The organism is uncultured Sphingomonas sp., from assembly GCF_964235535.1.
GTDB lineage: Bacteria > Pseudomonadota > Alphaproteobacteria > Sphingomonadales > Sphingomonadaceae > Sphingomonas.
The window spans coordinates 1-20487 of sequence record NZ_CAXSBH010000010.1 but is presented as its reverse complement, the minus strand read 5'-3'; the positions used below and the strand labels follow the sequence as shown (position 1 = coordinate 20487).

The 20487-nt window shown below is 67.1% G+C and carries 19 protein-coding genes and 1 pseudogene; 13 read left to right on the top strand and 7 right to left on the bottom strand.

Annotated features, from left to right (window positions below; genetic code table 11):
• Nucleotides 1-5: 5 nt before the first annotated feature.
• Complete coding sequence (locus ACFE7F_RS05100; RefSeq protein WP_375402763.1) at nucleotides 6-509, bottom strand: ferritin-like domain-containing protein; 504 nt, start codon at nucleotides 507-509, stop codon at nucleotides 6-8.
• Between the two features lie 213 nt (nucleotides 510-722).
• Between ACFE7F_RS05100 and ACFE7F_RS05095 the strand changes: the two genes are divergently transcribed.
• The 3 genes from ACFE7F_RS05095 to ACFE7F_RS05085 all read left to right on the top strand — a co-directional run bounded on the left by ACFE7F_RS05095 (nucleotide 723) and on the right by ACFE7F_RS05085 (nucleotide 4023).
• The gene (locus ACFE7F_RS05095; protein ID WP_375402762.1) at nucleotides 723-1205 is read left to right on the top strand and encodes a PH domain-containing protein; all 483 of its coding nucleotides are present in this window, start codon (nucleotides 723-725) and stop codon (nucleotides 1203-1205) included.
• The gene (locus ACFE7F_RS05090; RefSeq protein ID WP_375402761.1) at nucleotides 1199-2722 is read left to right on the top strand and encodes a PH domain-containing protein; all 1524 of its coding nucleotides are present in this window, start codon (nucleotides 1199-1201) and stop codon (nucleotides 2720-2722) included. Before ACFE7F_RS05095 ends, ACFE7F_RS05090 begins: the two co-directional genes overlap by 7 nt.
• Nucleotides 2723-2826: 104 nt before the next feature.
• A complete protein-coding gene (locus ACFE7F_RS05085) occupies nucleotides 2827-4023 on the top strand; it encodes an FAD-binding domain-containing protein (RefSeq protein ID WP_375402760.1) in 1197 nt (398 codons plus the stop codon).
• Here the strand turns inward: ACFE7F_RS05085 and ACFE7F_RS05080 are convergent, their stop codons facing one another.
• Nucleotides 4024-5310 carry a glycoside hydrolase family 130 protein gene (locus ACFE7F_RS05080; RefSeq protein ID WP_375402759.1) on the bottom strand — a complete coding sequence of 429 codons (1287 nt, stop codon included), beginning with the start codon at nucleotides 5308-5310 and terminating at the stop codon, nucleotides 4024-4026.
• 47 nt (nucleotides 5311-5357) lie between these two features.
• On the bottom strand, nucleotides 5358-7256 hold the full coding sequence (locus ACFE7F_RS05075; protein WP_375402758.1) for a potassium transporter Kup: 1899 nt from the start codon (nucleotides 7254-7256) through the stop codon (nucleotides 5358-5360).
• A 145-nt stretch (nucleotides 7257-7401) separates the two neighbouring features.
• Between ACFE7F_RS05075 and ACFE7F_RS05070 the strand changes: the two genes are divergently transcribed.
• Both ACFE7F_RS05070 and ACFE7F_RS05065 read left to right on the top strand, forming a co-directional pair.
• Nucleotides 7402-8814, top strand: coding sequence for a M20/M25/M40 family metallo-hydrolase (locus tag ACFE7F_RS05070; protein WP_375402757.1), 1413 nt, complete (start codon nucleotides 7402-7404; stop codon nucleotides 8812-8814).
• A 34-nt stretch (nucleotides 8815-8848) separates the two neighbouring features.
• Nucleotides 8849-9829 carry a quinone oxidoreductase gene (locus ACFE7F_RS05065; RefSeq protein ID WP_375402756.1) on the top strand — a complete coding sequence of 327 codons (981 nt, stop codon included), beginning with the start codon at nucleotides 8849-8851 and terminating at the stop codon, nucleotides 9827-9829.
• Nucleotides 9830-10203: 374 nt separating this feature from the next.
• Here ACFE7F_RS05065 and ACFE7F_RS05060 read toward each other — a convergent pair whose 3' ends face one another.
• On the bottom strand, nucleotides 10204-10842 hold the full coding sequence (locus ACFE7F_RS05060) for a TetR/AcrR family transcriptional regulator (protein WP_375402755.1): 639 nt from the start codon (nucleotides 10840-10842) through the stop codon (nucleotides 10204-10206).
• A gap of 73 nt (nucleotides 10843-10915) precedes the next feature.
• Between ACFE7F_RS05060 and ACFE7F_RS05055 the strand changes: the two genes are divergently transcribed.
• Nucleotides 10916-11647: an SDR family oxidoreductase gene (locus ACFE7F_RS05055; RefSeq protein ID WP_375402754.1), complete on the top strand. Its 732-nt coding sequence runs from the start codon at nucleotides 10916-10918 to the stop codon at nucleotides 11645-11647.
• A gap of 32 nt (nucleotides 11648-11679) precedes the next feature.
• On the opposite strand, the gene ACFE7F_RS05050 is transcribed toward ACFE7F_RS05055, so the two are convergent.
• On the bottom strand, nucleotides 11680-12597 hold the full coding sequence (locus tag ACFE7F_RS05050; protein WP_375402753.1) for a LysR family transcriptional regulator: 918 nt from the start codon (nucleotides 12595-12597) through the stop codon (nucleotides 11680-11682).
• A 192-nt stretch (nucleotides 12598-12789) separates the two neighbouring features.
• Here ACFE7F_RS05050 and ACFE7F_RS05045 point away from each other — a divergent pair, with 192 nt between their 5' ends.
• The gene (locus ACFE7F_RS05045; RefSeq protein WP_375402752.1) at nucleotides 12790-13215 is read left to right on the top strand and encodes a DoxX family protein; all 426 of its coding nucleotides are present in this window, start codon (nucleotides 12790-12792) and stop codon (nucleotides 13213-13215) included.
• Nucleotides 13216-13728: 513 nt separating this feature from the next.
• Nucleotides 13729-15087: an MFS transporter gene (locus ACFE7F_RS05040; protein ID WP_375402751.1), complete on the top strand. Its 1359-nt coding sequence runs from the start codon at nucleotides 13729-13731 to the stop codon at nucleotides 15085-15087.
• Nucleotides 15088-15460: 373 nt separating this feature from the next.
• Here the strand turns inward: ACFE7F_RS05040 and ACFE7F_RS05035 are convergent.
• Nucleotides 15461-15759 (bottom strand): annotated as a pseudogene (locus tag ACFE7F_RS05035) (EthD domain-containing protein).
• 230 nt (nucleotides 15760-15989) lie between these two features.
• On the opposite strand from ACFE7F_RS05035, the gene ACFE7F_RS05030 reads away from it, so the two are divergent.
• Complete coding sequence (locus ACFE7F_RS05030; RefSeq protein ID WP_375402750.1) at nucleotides 15990-16823, top strand: alpha/beta fold hydrolase; 834 nt, start codon at nucleotides 15990-15992, stop codon at nucleotides 16821-16823.
• Complete coding sequence (locus tag ACFE7F_RS05025; protein WP_375402749.1) at nucleotides 16816-17406, top strand: TetR/AcrR family transcriptional regulator; 591 nt, start codon at nucleotides 16816-16818, stop codon at nucleotides 17404-17406. Before ACFE7F_RS05030 ends, ACFE7F_RS05025 begins: the two co-directional genes overlap by 8 nt.
• A 39-nt stretch (nucleotides 17407-17445) precedes the next feature.
• On the opposite strand, the gene ACFE7F_RS05020 is transcribed toward ACFE7F_RS05025, so the two are convergent.
• Nucleotides 17446-17847, bottom strand: a complete 402-nt coding sequence (locus tag ACFE7F_RS05020; RefSeq protein WP_375402748.1) for a winged helix-turn-helix transcriptional regulator — start codon at nucleotides 17845-17847, stop codon at nucleotides 17446-17448.
• A gap of 93 nt (nucleotides 17848-17940) precedes the next feature.
• On the opposite strand from ACFE7F_RS05020, the gene ACFE7F_RS05015 reads away from it, so the two are divergent.
• From ACFE7F_RS05015 to ACFE7F_RS05005, 3 genes are all read left to right on the top strand, one after another.
• Complete coding sequence (locus ACFE7F_RS05015; RefSeq protein WP_375402747.1) at nucleotides 17941-18948, top strand: NAD-dependent epimerase/dehydratase family protein; 1008 nt, start codon at nucleotides 17941-17943, stop codon at nucleotides 18946-18948.
• Nucleotides 18949-19266: 318 nt separating this feature from the next.
• A complete protein-coding gene (locus ACFE7F_RS05010) occupies nucleotides 19267-19878 on the top strand; it encodes an FMN-dependent NADH-azoreductase (RefSeq protein ID WP_375402746.1) in 612 nt (203 codons plus the stop codon).
• A 137-nt stretch (nucleotides 19879-20015) separates the two neighbouring features.
• Nucleotides 20016-20487: pirin family protein (locus tag ACFE7F_RS05005; protein WP_375402745.1), on the top strand; the 472-nt coding region annotated here is incomplete at its 3' end.

Here is a 20487-nt window from a genome sequence, read left to right as displayed (position 1 = left end):
CGCCGCTATTCGTCGCCCGCCTTCAGATTGACCGAGGTCTCGGCGAGGCGGTTCATATATTCGTCGCCGCCATAGATTTCCTTCGTCGCGTTCTTCAGCTTGGCGACATCCCCCCCCAGCCCGAGCGCCTGGGCATAGGCGGCGGCCGTGCCGAACCCGGCGATGCCGTAATGGGTCATGCGCTGATACTGGGCGATGATCACCGCGTCGCGGAGCGGCCCCTTCTTGGGGCCTTCCTCGACCACATGCTTGGTCGCCTCCGTCACAAGGCCTTCCATGCCCAAGCAATGCTCCTTGGACACCTTCCCGCCCTGGGCGGCAATGAGCTCCTTCAATATGTCCGTATGCTCGCCGATACCGGTCCGCGACTTCGTCAGCATTTCGCCCAGCGCCGCATCGGACGCCTTGCCGGCGATCTTCTTGAGCACCCGGCCCATCTGGTCGTTCGCGGACCAGAGGTCCTTCAGCTCGTCGACATACAGGTCCTGCAGGCTGTCGGGGGTAGACATGGTTCGATGCTCCTAAAAGGTGGGCAGGGCGGGATCGCCGCGGGCGCGGCCTCTCCCTCCCTCGAACAACCGCTCAGGCGCGCAAGCGTTGCAGTCGGACGTGGCGGGCAGCGACCGGTTTGAAGCGGAAAGCCGGAGCGATCCCGGCGGTCCCGATCCCGCGCCGGCCGGAACCGCTTGGATTCGGATGGGGCCCAAGCCCATGTAAGGCGTATGGCTCTCCCTCCGATCGCGCTGACTAGACTTGAACCCGGCCAGCGCTCCGTCATGCATCTGGATGCGGTCGTGCCCTCGCTGCTGCTGCTGGGCCTGGGGGTGGCGCTCGGCACCGCGGCGCAGATCCGGCTGGGCTGGCCGGCGTGGCCGAGCGTCGCGGTCGCGGGCGTCGCCGCGCTGTGGGCGCTCGTCGTCGCGCCGCGGCGGCGCTGGGCGGCGTGGGGCTGGGCGCTGGGCGAGGACGAGCTTCATGTCGCCCACGGTGTCTGGACCAAGGTCCATACCTTAGTGCCGCTCGCCCGCGTCCAGCATATCGACGTGGCGCAAGGACCGATCGAGCGCGCGAACGGCGTCGCACGGCTGGTGCTGCACACGGCGGGCACCGCGCATGCGATGGTGGTGCTGCCCGGCGTCTCGCGGGCGACGGCCGATCAGCTGCGCGACACGATCCGCGCCACAATTCGGATGGACGCGTGGTAAGGGAAGCGAGCGTCCGGCCGAGCGGGCCGGACTCGGACCCGGACGGGGCGCCCCGCCGCCTCCATCCCGCGACCCTCCTGATCACGCTCGTCCGGCGCGCGCCGTCGGCGCTCCTCGCGATCCCCGCCCTGCTCGCGGCCATGTCGCGGTTCAGCATGGGGTCGGTGCTCGCCACCGCGGCGGCGGCGTTTCTGGCCGTCAACCTGCTGCGCTGGGCGACTTGGTACCGCTTCACCTACGCGCTCACGGCGGATGCGGTCGTGATCGACAGCGGCCTGTTCAGCCGCAACCGCCGCACGATCCCCTATGGGCGCGTCGCCGATGTCGGGATCGAGCGCCGCCCGCTCCAGCGCCTGTTCGGCCTCGCCACCGTCACGCTCGAGACCGGCGGCGCGGGCGCGGACGAGGGCGCGCTGGACAGCGTCTCGGTCGCCGAGGCCGAGCGGCTGCGGGCGGCGCTCGGGCGACGACGGGCGGCCGCGTTCGACCACTCCGCGACCGGCTGCCCGATGCCCGCCGACGCCGTGTCGGAGCCGGCCGCGCCCGTCGTCTTCGCGATGAGCCCGCGGCGCGTGACGTTATGGGGGCTGTTCAACTTCTCGCTGGTCTGGATCGCGCTCGGGTTCGGCCTGCTGCAATATGCCGGGCGGGCGCTGGACCTCGACGACGCCGCGCTCTGGGATGTGGTGGTCGCCAGGACGGAGACCGCGCGGTCCTTGTCCATGCTCGCCAGGGCGGGCGCGGCGGCCTTGGCGGTCGCGCTCGTGCTGGCGGTCGGCGTGGTGGCGGGCGTGGTGCGCACGACGCTGCGCGACCATGGCTTCCGACTGACCGACGAGGGCGGCCGCCTCCGCCGCAAGCGCGGGCTCCTCACGCGCAGCGAGGCGATCGTGTCCCTGCCGCGCGTCCAGCTCGCGGCGATCGACACCGGCCCGCTGCGGCGGCGGCTCGGCTGGGCGCGGCTTCGAGCCCAGGTCTTCGGGGGCGAGGGAGCAGGCGGACGCCAGGATCTCGCCCCATTCGCCCGCGCGGACGAGGTCGACCGGCTCCTCGGAACGCTCCGGCTCCGGCGGGTCAGCCCGGCGGAGATGACGCCCGTGGCGCGCGGCCATGTCTGGCGCGCGCTGGCCCGGCGCGTCGGCGTGCCCGCGCTGCTGATCCTGGCCGTCGCCGCGGTCAGGCCTGTCGCGCTGCTCGCGCTGCCGTTCCTACTCCCGACGGCCGCCTGGGCGCTCCTCGACCGCCGCCATCATCGCTACCGGCTCGCGTCGGGGCTGCTGCAGGTGCAACGCGGCGTGTGGGGTCGCACCGACTGGATCGTGCCTACGGCGTACGTCCAGGTCGCGACGGTGCGGCGCAGCTGGCTTCAGCGGCGCCTGGGGCTCGCCACCCTGCTGGTCGACACCGCAGGCGGCGGGGCGGCGGCTCCGGACATCCACGACCTCGCCGAAGCCGACGGATGGCGGCTGCTCGACGCGCTTACCGGCGAGCGGGCGCGTGACCGGGCGGCATCATGAAGACCCCGACCCTGGCTTTCTCCCGGATCGGAAGCATCTAGGGAATCAGACGGCGACGTGCGCATCCCCGCACCCCGCCCCGATCCAAGGCACCCGACCGCAAGATGGCCACCACGACCCTTTTCCCACCGACCCGAGACGAAGGACTGCGCAGACTGTCCGAGTTCGCGCCCCGTGCGGGGCGTGCGTACGCCGACGGCCGCAACGCCGACCTCGGCCCCGACGACCGGCTCGCGACGTCGGTGCTGTCGCCCTATCTGCGCCGCCGGTTGATCACGGAGCGCGAGGTGATCGCCACGATATTGGACCGGCACGACTTCGCCGACGCGGGCAAATATGTCGAGGAGGTGTCGTGGCGCACCTATTGGAAGGGCTGGTTGGAGATGCGGCCCGAAGCGTGGCGGCGCTTCACCGAGGAGCGCGACGAGGTGCGCGCGGGCTTCAAGGGGACCCGCGACCTCGACCGCGCCGAGGCCGGGGCGACCGGCATCGACGGCTTCGACGACTGGGCGTGCGAGCTGGTCGAGTTCGGCTATCTGCACAACCACGCCCGGATGTGGTTCGCATCGATCTGGATTTTCACGCTGCGGCTGCCCTGGACGCTGGGCGCGGACTTCTTCATGCGGCACCTGATCGACGCCGACCCGGCCAGCAACACCTTGTCCTGGCGCTGGGTGGCGGGGTTGCAGACCGCGGGCAAGACCTACCTTGCGACCGCTGACAACATCGCGCGAAACACCGGCGGGCGGTTCTCGCCGGTCGGGCTGGCGACGTCGGCGTCGGCTCTGACCGAAGCGCCCCTGCCCGCTCCCTTCACCCTGCCCCGCACGGCGAATCATGACGCCGGTCGTCCGACGCTCCTGCTGGTCACGCCCGAGGACATGCATCCGGAGTCGGTCTTCCCCCACCGCCCATCCTTCGCCGGTGCGCTGGTCGTCTCGGCGATCGCGGGCGACGGCGACAAGTCGGGCCGCTTCGTCGCGGCCGCCGCCGAGGACACGGCCGCGCGGGTGCGCGCGCATTTCGATTGTCCGACCGGGATCGCCGGCGCGCTCGACGCCGATCGCCTGCTGGCGGCGGCGACCGAAGCCGGAGCGTCGGCGATCGCGGCCCCCTACACCCCCGTCGGACCGGTCGCGGACGCGCTGGCCACGGCCGCGGCGACGCTCGAACACTCAGGGGTCGACCTCTTCCAGGTCAGGCGGTCGTGGGACGAACGGTTCTGGCCGCATACCCGCAAGGGCTTCTTCGCCTTCAGGAAGGAACTTCGGCCCGTGTTGGCGGAGGAAGGGCTGTGCTGATCACTCCATCACGGCCAGCAAGTCGTCGATCGACGCCGTCGCGAACGCGGTGAAGCTGTCGGCGACCGCGTAGGGCAGAAGCAGGTCGCCGCCGACCGCGAGCGCGCCGCAACTATAAACGACGTTGGGGACATAGCCGTCGCGCTGCTCGGGGCTGGGCGCCAGGACCGGGCGCGGCGTGCGCGCCAGCAGCTTGGACGGGTCGTCCTTATCCAGCAGGCACGCGCCGATGCAGTAATTGCGCACCGTGCCGACGCCGTGGGTCAGCACCAGCCATCCCTCGTCCAGCTCGATCGGCGAGCCGCAATTGCCCATCTGGACGAACTCCCACGGATAGCGCGGCTCGACCAGCTTGGCCCCGCCGTTCCAATCGAGGATGTCGTCGGATCCGAGCAGCCAGATGTTCTTGTTGTCCTGCCGGCCCAGCATCGCGTACCGGCCGCCCACGCGGCGGGGGAACAGCGCCATCCCCTTGCCGCCCGCCGAGTCGCCGGTGAGCGCGCGCATCTCGAAGGTGCGGAAGTCGGTGGTGGTCAGCAGCTCCGACCGCGCGGCCGATCCGCTGAAGGCGGTATAGGTGCCGTGATACACGGACGTCCCGTCGCCTTCGTCGAAGCGCACCAGGCGCAGATCCTCGATTCCCTGGCGCTGGCTCGGCAGGACGGGGAACAGCACGGTCTCGGCCACGGTACGGCTGCCGCCGCAATGAAGTCGGATCGACGCGCCGTCCGCATCGGCCCGGTCGATGACGGGCGGTACCGACACCGATCCCGGATCGTCGATGGTCGGCGCTTCGTCCGAACTCCACCGGCCCGTGCGAAACGTGACGGAGGACAGATGACCCTCGCCGATCCCGCGCAGCGACAGCAGGAACCGGACCTCGCCCTCGGCCAGGTCGACCTGATCGGGATGGAGCACCGCGCTCGGGTTGAACAACGCGGCCCCCTCATAGGCATATTCCTGCGAGAAATAGGCCCCGATCAGCCGGCGGCGCGCGTCGTCGCACCGGTCCGCCCCGTCGAACCGCTCCGCCATCTCGTCGAAGCGCCGCCGCAACAACGCGTCGACGTCGCGGTGATTCTGGTCGAGCGAGGCGGTGACGCCCTCCAGCTGCCGGGTCAGCTCCGCCTCGTCGAGGGACAGGATGAAATCCACCGTCTCCTGCGTGCGGGTGACGCCGCCGTCGAAGCCGCGCGGATAGCCCGGCTCGAACGGCCGGACCACGGTGCGCGACGGGTCGGGACGGAGCTGGACGTCGTGCAGCCGGAGCTTGGCGCGTTCGGGCATGTCGGGGTTCGTCCTATCGTGGATGCGGCAGCCGCCCCCGGGAACGGTCAAAGCTCGACCCGGGTGCCGAGCTCGACGACGTTCTCGGTTGGGATGAGATAGTATTCGGGGGCGCTTACCGCGTTGCGGGTCAGAAAGGCGTACAGGGGCGCCTGCCAGAAATTGAGCCTGGGATTGATCGTCGGCACCGGCAGCTCGCGACCCAGGAAGAACGACGTGGTCGCGAGGTCGATCGGGAAGTCGTCCGGATCCGCCCGGAGCGCCGCGGCCACGTCGGGCTTTTCGAAAAATCCGAACCGGACGCTGAGCGCCCAAAACCCCTTGCCGAGCTCACGCGCCTCGACCCGCTTGTCGGCGGCCACATAGGGCACGCGCATCACATCGACATTGAGCAGCGCGACGCGCTCATGCAGGACACCGTTATGGCGCAGGTTCAGCGCCAGCGCGGCCGGCACGGTGTCGCTGCGCGCGGCCATGTAGATGGCGGTGCCGCGCGTGCGGGGATACCGTGTCGGGTCGAGCGTCCGGAGGAAGTCCGGCAGATCCGCGCGGTCCTCGCCCAACGCCTCGACCACGGCCTTGCGCCCACGCCGCCACGTCATCATCAACGCGAAGATCAGCGCGCCCGCGACCAATGGAAACCAGCCGCCCTTCAACACCTTGGCCGCGTTCGCCGCGAGAAAGGCGACGTCGACCAGGAGGAACGCGCCCGTGACCGCGACCACCGCCGGCAGGCCCCACCCCCAATTATGCCGAGCGACCGTCCCCGCCAGGATCGTGGTCGCGACCATGGTCGACACCACCGCGATGCCGTAGGCGTTGGCCAGCGCCTCCGACGAGCGGAAACCCAGCACGAGCGCGACAACGCCGATCGCGAGGAGCAAATTGATCTGGGGGACATAGACCTGCCCGATCTCCTCGTCGGACGTGTGCCGGATCTGGAGGCGCGGGAGCAGGCCTAGCAATGTCGCCTGTTGGCTGAGCGTGAACGCGCCGGAGATCAGCGCCTGGCTGGCGATCACCGTGGCGGCGGTGGCCAGCGCCACGACGCCGTAGATGCTCCAGGCCGGAAACATCAGGAAGAACGGGTTCGCGGCCGCCGCCGGGTCGGCCAGCACCAGCGCGCCCTGCCCGAAATAATTGAGCGCGAGCGCCGGCAGCACGAAGCCCAGCCAGTCGAGCCGAAGCGCCGTGCGCCCGAAATGCCCCATATCGGCATACAGCGCCTCCGCGCCGGTGACGCACAGAAAAACGGAGCCGAGCACCGCGAACGACACCCAGCCATGTCCGCCGAGATAACGGGCGGCGTACAGCGGGTTCAACGCCGCGAGCACGTCGGGCGCCTGCAGGATGTGGTACGCGCCCGCGAGCGCCAGCATGCCGAACCAGCCGATCATGACCACGCCGAACGTGTTGCCGAGCCGCCCGCTGCCGAACCGCTGGACGGAGAACAGCGTGATCAGCACGACTAGCGCGATCGGCACCACATACGGCTCGAACAGCGGCGTCGCGACCGACAGGCCCTCCACCGCCGACAGCACGGAGATGGCGGGGGTGATGACCCCGTCGCCATAGAGCAGGGCCGCGCCGGCGACGCCGACCACGAGCAGCGCGGTCCGGGTCGTCGGCCGCTGGACCTTGCGGAGCGCCAGCGCGAGCAGCGCCATGATCCCGCCCTCGCCCTGGTTGTCGGCGCGCATTACGAACAGCACGTATTTCAGCGTGACGATGATCATCAACGCCCAAAAGATGAGCGACAGGATGCCGAGCACCGTCGCCTCCACAGCGGCGGGAGCGCCGCCCGCCGATTTCAGGCTTTCGCGGAACGCGTAAAGCGGGCTGGTGCCGATATCCCCGTACACGATCCCGAGCGCCCCGAGCAGCATCGCGCCCCGTACGTTCGCGGTGCCGGTCGGACGCCCTGCGTCGTTCTTATCCTGGATCATCGTGCTCGTGAACGCGGCGACGGCCCGGACGATCCGTAGCAGCGCGAATGGTCGGCACGTGCGTTCGCTGCGCCACAGTGTTTGACGATCCCGGACCACGTCCATAGCGTCGGGCAGGCTCGAGGTCACCGGAGGAAAGTCGTTCGTGAAAAGGTTCGCCATAGCCGTTGCCGGCGCTCTCGCCCTGTTCTCGTCCGGCTCGGCATCGGCGCAGACCGCCGCTCCGCGCCCGGACCGGCTGGCGTTCCGCGACCTATATAAGGAACTCGTGGAAACCGACACGTCCGTCGCGACGGGCAGCTGCACGCTCGCCGCGGCGAAGATGGCGACGCGCCTGAAGGCGGCCGGGTACGGCGACTCGCAGATCACCCTGTTCGGGGACGCGAAGTTCCCGCTCGACGGGGGCCTCGTCGCGGTCCTGCCCGGGAGCGCGGCCGGAGCCAAGCCGATCCTGCTGCTCGGCCATCTCGACGTCGTGAACGCCAGGCGCGAGGATTGGCGGCGCGACCCTTACAAGTTCATCGAGGAGGGCGGCTATTTCTACGGGCGCGGCGCGTCAGACATGAAGGCGATGGTCGCGAGCTGGGTCGACATCATGGTCCGCTTCAAGAAGGACGGCTACCGCCCCCGGCGCACGGTCAAGCTGGCGCTGACCTGCGGCGAGGAGTCGGGCGCGCGCTTCAACGGGGCGCAGTGGCTGGCCGAGAACCGGCCCGAGCTCATCGCGGCCGAATTCGCGCTCAACGAGGGCGGCGGCGGTCGCACCGACGGACGCGGGAAGCTCGTGACCCAGTCGATGCAAATCGGTGAGAAGTCCAACCGCAGCTTCGAGCTTCGGACCGTCAATCCGGGCGGACACAGCTCCATCCCGGTCGACGACAACGCCATCTACCAGCTCGCCGACGCGCTGGCCCGCTTGCGCGCGTACAAGTTCCCGGTCCGCTTCAACGACACGACGCGCGCCTATTTCGCCAAATCGGGGGGCGTCCGGAACGACGATCTGGGCCGCGCGATGGTCGCACTCGCCAAGGATCCCGCCGACCGCGCCGCGGAAACCGTCGTGTCGCGCGACCGGACGTTCAACTCGATGCTGCGCACGACCTGCGTGGCGACGATACTGGAGGCCGGCCACGCGGTGAACGCGCTGCCGCAGCGGGCGACGGCGACCGTGAATTGCCGCATCGCGCCGGGCGAGGACGCCGACACCACGCGTGCCGCGTTGGCCCGAGCGATCGGCGACGCGGGAGTGAGCGTGACCGTGGTCGGACGCCTGCGCCCGGTCGCGGTCCCGCCGCCGCTCGACCCGAAGATCATGCGGCCCGCCGAACGGCTCGTGGCCCGTTACTTCCCGGGCGTGCCGCTCATCCCGACCATGTCGACCGGCGCGACCGACGCCACCTACCTCGCCCCGATCGGCATTCCGACCTACGGTGTGCCCGGCGGCTGGGGCGATCCGGACGGGAACGGCGCGCACGGCCTGGACGAGCGGCGCGAGGTCCGCTCGGTCTATGTCGGGCGCGACTTCCTGTACGACCTCGTCAAGGCCTACGTCCAGTAAAGGCACGGCGGGACTTCGGTGCAAGGGAGCCGGTATGAACGACTTTCGCCTGATCGTTGGTCGAACCGGTGGACCGGAGGTGATCGAGCGTGAGGAGATCGACGCCGCCGCGCTAACGCCCGATCCGGGGGAGGCGCGCATACGTCACGGGGCCGTCGGGCTGAACTTCATCGACACCTACCAGCGATCGGGCCTCTATCCCACAGCGCTTCCAAGCGGCCTCGGCGCGGAAGCCGCCGGCGTCGTCGAAGCGGTCGGCCCCGGCGTCGTGGACGTCGCGGCCGGGGACCGGGTCGCGTACGGCACCGGCCCGCTCGGCGCCTATGCGACCGTGCGCGTGATGCCGGCGAAACATCTTGTCCCGCTGCCCGACCATGTCGCCGACGAGACCGCCGCCGCCGCGATGCTCAAGGGCATGACCGCGTGTTACCTGATCGAGGAGTGCGCGAAGGCGCGGCGCGGGCAGGGCGTGCTCGTCCATGCGGCGGCAGGCGGCATGGGGTCGATCCTCGTACCCTGGCTCGCGCGGATCGGCGCGGTCGTGATCGCGCATGCCGGAACGGCGGAGAAGGCCGACCGCGCACGGGCGGCGGGCGCGCACCATGTCCTGTGTTGCGCGATGGGCGATCTGGCCGCGCAGGTCCGCGGATTGACGGACGGCCTAGGCGTCGCGGTCGTTCTCGACGGCGTCGGCGCGGCGAGTTGGGACGCGTCGCTCGCGTCGCTGTCGCGCATGGGCCTGTTGGTCACCTACGGCAACGCGAGCGGTCCGGTCCCTCCCTTCAAGGCGCTCGACCTCATGAATGCGGGATCGGTGTACGTCACCCGGCCGACGCTCGCCCATTACGGCGCCACCGCCGAGCAGCGCCGCCGCTTAGCCGGCCGGGTATTCGAAGTGATGGGAGAGGGTGTCGCATTTCCGATCGGTCAGCGTTTCCCGCTAGGCGACGCAGCCGCGGCGCACCGCGCCCTCGAAGCCCGAAAAACGCACGGCGCGACGGTATTGACGATCTGAACGCGATCATCGCTTACATGCGAGTATATCGGAGCGGGCGACGGGATTCGCTCTTTACCATCGTCCTGCGTAGCGGTGGCACGCCGCTTGAGCGATTGCGCGATGGGAGCCGAGGATCAGAGAAACTAGCGGCCTGATGATGATTAGGTAAAATGAATGTCGGGCCAGCAAATGTCCTGCTTTCCGGCTTTCAATGGCAGTTCCGTAGGGCAGTCCGCCAGCGATCCAACTACCCCGCTCAGGCTGCGGTTTCGATGGAACGCGCAATGGAAGCAACAGACATTTGAGACAGCAGCCTGATTCTTGCGAGCAGCCATCATGCGCTGCGTCATGGAACTTCGGAGGCCGACGGCGGGCCAACGCCGGCAGCAAGATCACGATCCGGTCGACCTGACCGCCCCCAAATAGGCGTTGCACATGGCCATGAGCTGACCCTGGACGGCGCGTTCTTCGGCGACGGACAGGTTGCGCTCGAACACGTTGCGCACCGTACCGAAGATCGTGGTCAGGAGCGTTAGGTTGACGGTGGCCAGATCGGCGAAGCTGGCGTCGGACGCACTCGCCAGCATCGTGGCGGCTGCGGCATCGACGCGGCGCGCGAACACTTCGATCAGCGCTTCGTTGTCAATCTCCACGACCGATCGATAGAGCGCGCGGGTAACCTCGGGACTTTCCATCTTGGCGTCCCAGTAGGTGGCGACGAGCGCTTCGACCATCCGGCCGATGGCGGTACCGTGATTTGCCTGGCACGCGAGTTCCACCTTCTCGGCCAGCATGTCGAGGTAGCGCTCGTTGAGTGCGTAGAACAACGCCTGCTTGTGCGGGAAATACTGGTACATGGTGCCCACCGAAACGCCGGCCCGCTCCGCGACGCGGGTCGTCGTCAACCGGTGGGGCCCGTCGGTCACCAGAACCTGAACGGTCGCTTCGAACATGGCGTTCACCGTCGCCGTCGCGCGCGCCTGACGTGGGGTTTTCCGCGGGTTCAGGTGCGTCGGCCGGTGCGATGTCATATGCGAATCCTCAAACCGAACGATCCTTCATATCTTGGGGTAGCACAACAACAAACCCGATAAGGATGCAGACATGACCGAGACCACCCGCATCGCGCTCGTAACCGGCGCGAACAAAGGCATCGGATTGGAGATCGCCCGACAGCTCGCCCAAGCCGGTGTCTTCGTCATCATCGGGGCCCGCGATCCCGGTCGTGCGAGCGCGGCGGTCGCCGAGCTTTCGTCCGCCGGCCTTGGCGCGCGATCGATTCCAGTCGACCTCGACGACCATGCGAGCGTCGCGGCGGCGGCCGAGACGATCCGTGTCGACCATGGCCGGCTCGACATCCTCGTCAACAACGCCGGCATCGTCGATGCGAAGGACGGTCCGCCGACCGCAAGCGCCCCGGAAGCCGCCCGCCGCATCATGGATACCAATTTCATCGGCACGCTCGCGGTAACGCAGGCGATGCTGCCGCTGCTGCGCCGAGCGCCGGCCGCGCGCATCGTCAACCTGTCCAGTTCGCTGGGTTCACTGACCCTCAACGGCGATCCGGCTTCACCGTACTACTCGGCCCGGCTGATCGGCTATAACGCGTCCAAGGCCGCGCTGAACATGCTGACGGTACAACTCGCCGAGGAGCTGCGCGACACGCCGATCGTCGTCAACTCGGTCAGCCCGGGCTATGTGAAGACCGACCTGACCGGGCATAACGGCTTCTTGACGGTCGAGGAAGGTGCCAAGCTGCCCGTCGAATACGCGCTGCTCGGGGACGATGCCGTGTCCGGTCGCTTCGTGGAGGCAAGCGGCGAGACACCTTGGTGAGTTCGCGCCCATGAGGTGGACGGCGAGTGAACTTACCTTTCCGAGTGCGCCTTCTCCGAGGCGCACTCCCTAAGCCGGTCAACCAGCCAGCGGGCGGCGGGACCCGGGGGAGCTGCCGGCGGGTAGACCGCCGACATAGGCAGCGATAGGCCCCCAGGGCCGACATCCTCGACGTCCAGAACCACCAGCCTTCCCGCCGCGATGTCCGCCGCGACCGCGTGAAGCGGCATTCCGCCCCAGCCCAGGCCATCAAGCAGGAAGGCATGTTTGGCGAACAAGTCCGCAAGCCGCCAGGTGGAGGACGACAGCACGCCGAATTCGCGACCGGACGACAGCGTCGAGCGGTCGGTAAGCACGAGCTGCAGATGCCGCGCGACCTCCGATCGCGGAATCGTGCCGCCGCGCAGTGCAAGCGGATGGCTTCCGCCGGCGACCATGACCATCGTAACGCTCGCGATCCTTTCGCCCGTGAGCTCGGACGGCATGAGCGGCAGCGACCCGACGACCCCGAGGCTCGCCCGGCCGTCGAGCACCGGCTGATAGGCGCCCCCCAACGCTTCGACGTAAACTCGCAGCGGCGTGTCCGGAAACCGCTCATGGAAGCCCCTCGCCGCTTCCGTGATGACGTTCAGAGGAAAAAGCACGTCGAACGCGACGGCCAGTTCGGCCTCGATGCCCGCCGCCATGCCCCTGGCCCGCGACTTCATGTAACCGATGCTCTCGACCACACCACGGGCGTCGGCGAGCAGCACCTCACCCGCCCGGGTAAGCTTGGGATAGCGTCCCGACCGGTCGAACAGCGATACCCCGAGCTGGCCTTCCAGATTGGCGATCAGCTCGCTGACCGCCGATTGCGCCCGCCCCAGCTTTCGGCCGGCAGCGGAGAAGCTTCCCTCCTCCACCGTGGTGACGAAGGATCTGAGCTGGTCGAGCGACAGTCCATCCAGCACGACCCACTCCGTCCATCGTTGTCGCCGATGGTACATACCGGGATATGGCGACTGGTCCAATTCATCCGCCGAGGCGATATCCGGTCCACTGGCGCTTTGCGCGAGCCACGCCGCTCCGGACGCGAGATGCTCGGCGGCCCCGACCGCAAATGGCGCGCAACGCCTTCATGAGAAAACAGGAGACCCGATACCATGACCAGCTTCGAACGATACATGCCCGCCGTCGGCCGGGCCTTGATGGCCGTCCTCTTCCTGATGAGCGGCATCGGCAAGATCGCCGCGCCGGGCCCGACGCTGGGCTACATCGTCGCGATGGGGCTCCCGGCGCCGCAGGTCGCCTTGGGCGTCGCGATCCTGATCGAGATCGGCGGCGGGCTACTGCTCCTGCTCGGTTACCGCACGCGCATAGTGTCGATCCTGCTGGCGCTCTTCACGCTCGTCACCGCGGCGATCTTCCACTCCGATTTCGCCGATCAAAACCAGATGATCCATTTCCTCAAGAACGTCGCCATCGCCGGCGGCCTGCTCAACATCGCGGCGTTCGGGGCCGGTGCCTTCAGCCTCGACGCGCGGTCCGCTCGGACCGTCGGCCACGGCACTCGTTCCGTGCCGGCCTGAGCCGATACGATGTAGCAGTGGCGTTTGCGAGCGGCGGGAGCGAAAACGTCGCTCCCGCCGTACCTGCGAGGTTGTGCAGACGAAACGGGGCTAGCTTTGTCCGAGTTGGCCAAGCGGACGTGAATCGAAGGTGCGGTCGAGCGTTCCGCTTGGAGTAGGTTTCCCTGACGGGAACGATCGATTGATCGCGCTGTGCGGAGTGCAACTGACGCTCGCCGGCAGGGTCTAGCCGGCAGGGTCTAGCCGAAGAAACGTTACCCCTTCTTGCCTGCTATGCATTTAACGTAAATCACAAATCATCTCGGGCGGCTCGAAACCAGCCTACCATCGTTACGCATGCGGAAGACGTGATCGTATGCACCTCGATGACGCAAGATCGTCGACGGATCACGGTCGTAAGGGCGACGATCCCGAGCGTTCGTCGCTTAAACAGGCGGTCAATGTTACGCGCACGGGAAAGGAGCGCCTCGATGGGTGAGGACGGAAGACGCGGTTCCGTTGGAGTGCGGCCCCTTGGCGCACCGCAATGCCGTGCTGGCGGCGGCGACGATGGGCGGCGTTCTCGTGACGCTCGATATTTCGGTCGTCAATGTCGCGCTTAAAGCATTGCAGCAATCCTTCGACGTCCAGGTAAGTGCGCTTCAGTGGGTCGTGAATATCTACACGCTGCCCTATGCGGCCCTGCTGCTGAGCGCCGGGACGTTGGCGGATCGCGTTGGCGTTCGCAAATTGTTCATTGCCGCTTTCGGCCTCTTCAGCTTATCATCCGTAGCATGCGGCTTCGCGCCGTCATTCGGCGTGCTACTTGCTGCGCGCGCCAGCCAAGGCATTGGCGCTGCCCTACTTATGCCGTGCGCCCTGGCTCTGCTTCAGCGCAGTTTTCCCGGTGGCGGCGACCGGGCCAAGGCATTAGGTCTTTTCTCAGGTGCCAGCAGTCTTGCCATCGCCGCCGGTCCTCTGCTCGGTGGCGCGCTGATTGCGCAAGTCGGATGGCGTAGCATTTTTCTGATCAACCTGCCGCTTGGCGCATTGGGGATCTGGCTCACCCAGCGTCATGCTCCGGTCGATCGAGGCACCGGCAACCGGAAGTTCCACATTCTCAGCCAGATCTTGGTTGTAGTCTCCTTGTCTTGTATCGTTGGCGCAGTGACAGAGGTTGGCCGCCTAGGCTGGCAGGATAGTTGGGTCGTAGGCGGGTTGCTGCTCGGGCTATTCCTGCTGGTCGTATTTTTTACGATCGACTCGCGTGCAGCCGAGCCCTTGGTTCCACTCGCGCTGCTCGGCGACAGGATGTTCGCATCGGCGACAATTGTGGGCGTCCTGCTTGCCTTTGCCTTTTACGGTCTGATTTTCACCTATAGCCTCTTTTTGCAATCGGCCCAGCACCTGTCGCCGCTCGCGACCGGCATCGCTTTTCTGCCGATGACCGGGTTGATCGGCGTGGCCAACATCGCGTCCGGACGCTCTACCGCGCGCTTCGGTGCGCGGACGGTCATGTTGTCCGGCCTCGTCATTGCAGTCGTCGGCTGCCTTTCCCTAATCACGGTTGGACAAGGTTCCGTCCTGACGGTCACCGCTCCCCTATTCGCCATGGCGGGGTGCGGGATCGCGTTCGCCGTGCCGGCGATGATGGAGACAGCCTTTTCTGGCCATGTCGTCGCACTCGAGGGCACCGCAGCCGGGGTGCTTAACGCCATGCGCCAAACTGGGGCTGCTTTCGGGGTAGCTCTTATGGGATCGACGCTGGACGGCGTTGCCGATCCGGCCCTGGTCCATGCTTTGCACAAGGCCCTTATGCTCGCCGTTCTCGCGCTGCTCGGCGCCGCGGCAGCGGCCACGTTGGCGCGGCCGCAGCGTGACCGTTACAACTGACAGCCCGAAGGTTCAATGCCGTGCGGAGAACCTTCGGCTAGGTCGCGTCGATCATGACGGTCTCGGCCAAGCACCCGCAGCAGCCAGCCCATCCATCAATCGCGCAAACACGCCTTTCTGACCCCAGGGCCTTGCAGCTCCTTGTTCGGACTATAGTCTTTCTGTGTGTCCCGCCAGCAACAGCCGGTCGCGGTTGACCAAAACCATGCCGTTCCACACCCATCGATCAACAACTCGGGGCTTGCCGTGAGTCTGCGAAAGTACGGGCGCAAACGCATGACGTGCTCGTCCGTCGGCCGGTACAGGTCCCTCATCCCCGGTCTCCTCACGGAACGTGAGTCAGATCGCGCCTTTCACCTGATGGGTCGTGACCCTAGCCGATGACGACCTCCTCTTCAGTGACGACCCTGCCGTAGGATGAGAGGTCCATGAAGTTCGCATGATCGGGATCGACCTCGCGGAGGAAGTTCTCGGAGAAATAGAGCGCGTTCATGTCCTCCATGCTGTCGAACCATCCTTCGACCACGGAGTCGTAGTCCGGACCGGAATAGTCGGGCGCGTGGACGGGATACGAAACGACGAACCTGCGAATATACCGGCTCGCCTCGGGATGGCCATCAGGAGCGGCCTGTGGACTTCGCGCTGATATCGCACGAATTCCTCATGGCTCATGCCGTCTCGCCGCTTGATCGTGATGATCATCTTTATCATGCGTGTCGCCTTTATCAGCAGGCTCGGGATGGGACGAGCCGTCGAGCGGCTCGGCGAAGCCTGCCGACCTCCGGATAGACGGCTTGTATGGGACGGTCCATGCGCGAAGGGGTCCGTTCCGGCGCAGCCATATCGACGGTGACGAGAAACAAAGCTTGACCCAAGTGGCTATTGCCAGTAGCTACGAGGCTATGAGTATTAGCTTTGTAGCGACGGCGGGAGGCAAGCTCGCCGTGGAGGTTGCGGGCGACGGACCGCTGATCATCTGCTCGCCGGCATTGGGCGACACGCGGGATGCGTTCGCGCCCTTGGCCGCGCACCTTGTGACCTGCGGTTATCGCGTCGCCCGCGTCGACCTTCGCGGCCACGGCGACAGCAATGTCGGCTTTGATCGTTACGGTGACGAAGCGATCGCGGATGATTTCCTGACGCTGATCGATGTGCTCGGCGGAGGAGAGCCGGTCATACTGGCGGGAGCGTCGCTGTCGGCGGGCGCCGCGGTCATCGCGGCGGGACGTCGCCCCGACCAGGTCGCGGGCCTCGTCCTTCTGGGCCCCTTTCTCCGCAACGGCATGGGTGATGCGATGCTTCGCGTTCTACGGGCCGCGTTCATGCGTCCGTGGGGCCCATTCGTCTGGCGCGCTTATGCGGCCAAGCTGTGGCCCGGGCTCGGGGCCAAGGCCGGCGAACGAGCGGCGGCTTCGACCGTGTCGCTGACACGTCCAGGGCGTTGGCCCGCGTTCCGCGCCACCTTCGCCGGTGCCGACCATCGTGCCGTGGCGCCGTGGATCGATCGTGTCCGGGCGCCGGTCCTGGTCGTCATGGGCGAGGCCGACCCGGACTGGAAGAACCCGCGCGACGAAGCCGAATGGGTGGCGTCGAACTTCGCCGATGCGGAGCTGATCATGGTGCCCGACGCCGGACATGCGCCGATGTTCGAGCGTCCGGCGGTCGTCAACCCGGCCGTCGCTCGGTTCCTGACGAAGATCAGCATCGACAAGGCTTCCACGCGCCCCGATGCCTAGGGAAGGGCTCAAGCCCGAAGTCGTCACGGAAGCCGCGGCGACCATCGTGGACGGCCATGGGCTGGCCGCTTTGACGCTCGCACGGCTGGCGGCCGATCTCGGCGTCGCGGCACCCAGCCTCTACAAGCATGTCGGCGGCATCGAGGACCTGATCCTACGGGTCTCCACGCTCGCGGTGCGGCGTTTGGCGGATGTCCTGACGATGGCCGCGCTCGGGCGATCCGGCCGCCAAGCGCTTGTTTCGATCGCGACCGCCCATCGTCGCTTCGCGATCGAACATGCCGGCCTTTATGCGCTGACGCAGACCGCGCTCAAGATCGACTCCAGTGCGCAACGGGCCGAGATTTCACGTCCGGTCGCGATCTTCGATGCCGTCGTCAGGAGCTACGGCGTGCCCGACGATCTATCGGTCCATGCGATGCGCATCGTCAGGGCCGGATTGCATGGCTTTGCCGACATCGAGACGCGGGGCGGCTTTCAAATGTCGCACTCGATCGACGAAAGCTTCCTGTTTCTGATCGACGCACTCCACGCCTCGCTCCAGCAGCTTTGCAAGCATGACCGACAGCTGCCGAACGCATGAGGCCGAATCATCGTGTTTCCGCCTGCGCCGCGCTCTCGATCATTCGTCGCCTTTTCGCAAATCGACCGCATATGCCTTCGACCATTCGAGGATCCCGGTGAACAAAGGCCTGAGCGCATAGGCGGCTTCGGTCAGTTCGTACTGCACGCGGGGTGGAACCTCGGCATAGGCGGTGCGGACAAGCAAGCCGCTGCCCTCGAGCTCCCGCAACTGCGCGGTCAGCATATGCTGGGTTATACCCGGAAGACAGCGCCCCAGGTCTCCGAAGCGACGGGGGCCATCCGCGAGATTCGCCATTATCTCCATCTTCCACTTTCCGGCCAATGCCCGGATAGCCTTGCGGAAGTCCGCGACTTCCGCATCGACGGGTCGGCAAACGCTTGGGCACTCCTCTTCGGAAGCAATGCTTGCCCGGCTTTCAACCTTGCTATGGTTTTTCATCCTACTTGCTTCATTCATCCTATGTCGCAAATCGATGTATGGTGATCGACGGCTTCCGTCGATGAGTATTTGAAACGTCTTTCGGGGGTGCGGATGGCCGAGGTCGTCGTGACGGGTGGATCGGGCTTCGTCGGCAGCTGGGTCGTCATCGAGCTGCTGCGGCAGGGGTATCAGGTGCGCACGACCGTCCGTGACCTGCGCCGCGAGGAAGACGTCCGCGCCATGATCGCCGGCGAGGTGGATCCCGGCGACCGCCTGACCTTCTTCGCGGCTGATCTGTTAAGCGACGACGGCTGGGACCGGGCCGTCACGGGGGCCGACTACGTCGTTCATGTCGCATCGCCGATGCCGACCGGCGAGTACCGTGGACAAGATGTCATCACCCCGGCGCGCGAGGGCACGCGGCGGGTGTTGGAAGCCGCGCTGAGGGCCGGCGTGAAGCGTGTCGTCGCCACCTCATCGACGGCGGCGGCTTCGCCAAGGATCAAGGGAGCCGGCGCGGATGAGGCGGTCTGGACGGACCTCCCTCCCAAGAAGATCTACGACTACCCTCGCGCCAAGACGCTGGCCGAAGCGGATGCCTGGGCGTTCATCAGGGCCGCTGGTGGGCGTATGGAGCTGACCACCGTTCTACCGTCCTCCATTCAGGGGCCGGTGCTGGGCCGTGATTATTCGGCCTCGGTCGATGTCGTGGGATTGATGCTGAAGGGAAAGATGCCGGCGCTTCCTCGGATCGGATTCGGCATCGTCGATGTCCGGGACTTGGCGACGTTGCACGTCAAGGCGATGCTGTCGCCCGTGGCCGCCGGTCAAAGATTCATCGGGTCAGGCGATTTCCTGTGGTTTGCCGACATCGCCGGACTCCTGCGTGACGAGTTGGGCCCGCAAGCGACAAGAGTTCCCACGCGCAGTTTGCCTGACATCGTCGTGCGATTGGGCGGACTGTTCAACGCGGAGCTGGCGCAACTGGCGCCCAATCTGGGGGTGCGGACCCTCTATAGTTCCGTGAAGGCGGAGCGGATGCTGGATTGGCGGTCAAGACCGGCATCCGAGTCGATCATCGATACGGCGAGAAGCCTGATCGAACGCGGGCTCATCTAGGCTTTACCATGCGACGCTCGCGGTCCAGGGCGGGACGGCCGTGCAAGGCCGCTCTCCGAATGTGCCGGGGGCGCTTGCTGCCGCCCCTTCCGTTCGCCGTTCGTGAGCGGACGGCTCGATCCATGTCCTGGCCGCGGTACGCCGACCGGCATGTCTACGCCGGCCAGGCATCGGCTGAACCGATGGAGTCCGTCGGAATTACCCTGCTGGTCCGAAGCGCACGGGGATACGACGTTAACGATCATGTTCAGCGCCATCAAATCCTTCCTGTCGCCCCAACCAATCGCGCCTTCCCCGCGTTCTCCGGAGTATTTTCCCATGACCATCCTCCACATCGATTCCAGCATCCTCGGCGGCTATTCGGCCAGCCGCACGCTCTCGGCCCAGATCGTCGCGCGGCAACAGACGCTGCGGCCGGGCTCCAAGGTCATCTACCGCGACCTGGCCGCCGACGGGACGTCGCAATTGACGGGCGAGCACATCGCCGTGCTCCAGGGGGGAACCCCCGCCACCCCCGTACTGGGCGCGGATCTCGAGATCGGCGGCGCCTATATCGACGATCTGTTCGCGGCCGACATCATCGTCATCGGCGCGCCCATGTACAACTTCTCCGTGCCCACGCAGCTCAAGGCGTGGATCGACCGGGTTTGCGTCGCCGGCCGGACCTTTCAATATACCGCCGCCGGTCCCGAGGGCCTGCTGCCCAAGGGCAAGCGGGCGTTCATCGCCTCCGCGCGAGGCGGCGTCTATAGCGGCGACAGCCCGGCGGCGTCCATGGACCACCAGGAGTCCTACCTCACGGGCGTGCTCGGCTTCATGGGCGTGACCGACGTGTCCGTCGTGCGGGCCGAAGGGCTGAACATGGGGGAGGAGGTCAAGGCGGCCGCGCTTGCCAAGGCCACGACCGAGATCGAGGCGCTGGCCGCCTAGGCAACACCTGATCGGCTCGGTGCCGCGACGTCGTGCGACCCGAGCCCCTGACCCGACCCACCAATGGCCGCCTGCGAGACGGGCGGCGGGCGACACCGGCGGAATGCCCGGAGTCGTCCCAACCGGAGCGACCGACGATGCTGCAACACAGACCCTTGGCCGAGATCGGCGGCGGCGACCTTGGCTGGCTCAAGGCCAAGCATCACTTCGCGATCGGCGGCCACGGCAATCCCGCCCATGTCGCGGTCGGCAACCTGTTCGTCCTCAACGACGACGAGATCGCTCCGAAGGCCGGTTTCCCGCAGCACCCGCACGCCGACATCGAGATCATCAGCTACGTCCGCGACGGCGTTCTGACGCACGAGGACAGCATCGGCAACAAGGGCCACACCCAGGCCGGCGACGTCCAGGTGATGAGCGCGGGCACAGGCATCCGCCACTCCGAATATAACGAACAGGACGTCCCGACGCGGATGTTCCAGATCTGGCTTCGACCGCGCGCGCAAGGAGGCGAGCCGCGGTGGGACACGCGCGCTTTTCCCAAGACCGACCGATCGGGCTCGTTCGTGGCGCTGGCGAGCGGCTACGGCGCTCCGGACGCGCTCCCGA

Coding starts and splice junctions, on each gene's coding strand:
- ACFE7F_RS05075 (WP_375402758.1), bottom strand. CDS start 7,256: ATGATCCAGGATAAGAACGACGCAGGGCGTCCGACCGGCACCGCGAAC.
- ACFE7F_RS05085 (WP_375402760.1), top strand. CDS start 2,827: ATGGCCACCACGACCCTTTTCCCACCGACCCGAGACGAAGGACTGCGC.
- ACFE7F_RS05045 (WP_375402752.1), top strand. CDS start 12,790: ATGACCAGCTTCGAACGATACATGCCCGCCGTCGGCCGGGCCTTGATG.
- ACFE7F_RS05015 (WP_375402747.1), top strand. CDS start 17,941: ATGGCCGAGGTCGTCGTGACGGGTGGATCGGGCTTCGTCGGCAGCTGG.
- ACFE7F_RS05100 (WP_375402763.1), bottom strand. CDS start 509: ATGTCTACCCCCGACAGCCTGCAGGACCTGTATGTCGACGAGCTGAAG.
- ACFE7F_RS05020 (WP_375402748.1), bottom strand. CDS start 17,847: ATGAAAAACCATAGCAAGGTTGAAAGCCGGGCAAGCATTGCTTCCGAA.
- ACFE7F_RS05025 (WP_375402749.1), top strand. CDS start 16,816: ATGCCTAGGGAAGGGCTCAAGCCCGAAGTCGTCACGGAAGCCGCGGCG.
- ACFE7F_RS05010 (WP_375402746.1), top strand. CDS start 19,267: ATGACCATCCTCCACATCGATTCCAGCATCCTCGGCGGCTATTCGGCC.
- ACFE7F_RS05030 (WP_375402750.1), top strand. CDS start 15,990: ATGAGTATTAGCTTTGTAGCGACGGCGGGAGGCAAGCTCGCCGTGGAG.
- ACFE7F_RS05055 (WP_375402754.1), top strand. CDS start 10,916: ATGACCGAGACCACCCGCATCGCGCTCGTAACCGGCGCGAACAAAGGC.
- ACFE7F_RS05060 (WP_375402755.1), bottom strand. CDS start 10,842: ATGACATCGCACCGGCCGACGCACCTGAACCCGCGGAAAACCCCACGT.
- ACFE7F_RS05065 (WP_375402756.1), top strand. CDS start 8,849: ATGAACGACTTTCGCCTGATCGTTGGTCGAACCGGTGGACCGGAGGTG.
- ACFE7F_RS05080 (WP_375402759.1), bottom strand. CDS start 5,310: ATGCCCGAACGCGCCAAGCTCCGGCTGCACGACGTCCAGCTCCGTCCC.
- ACFE7F_RS05095 (WP_375402762.1), top strand. CDS start 723: ATGGCTCTCCCTCCGATCGCGCTGACTAGACTTGAACCCGGCCAGCGC.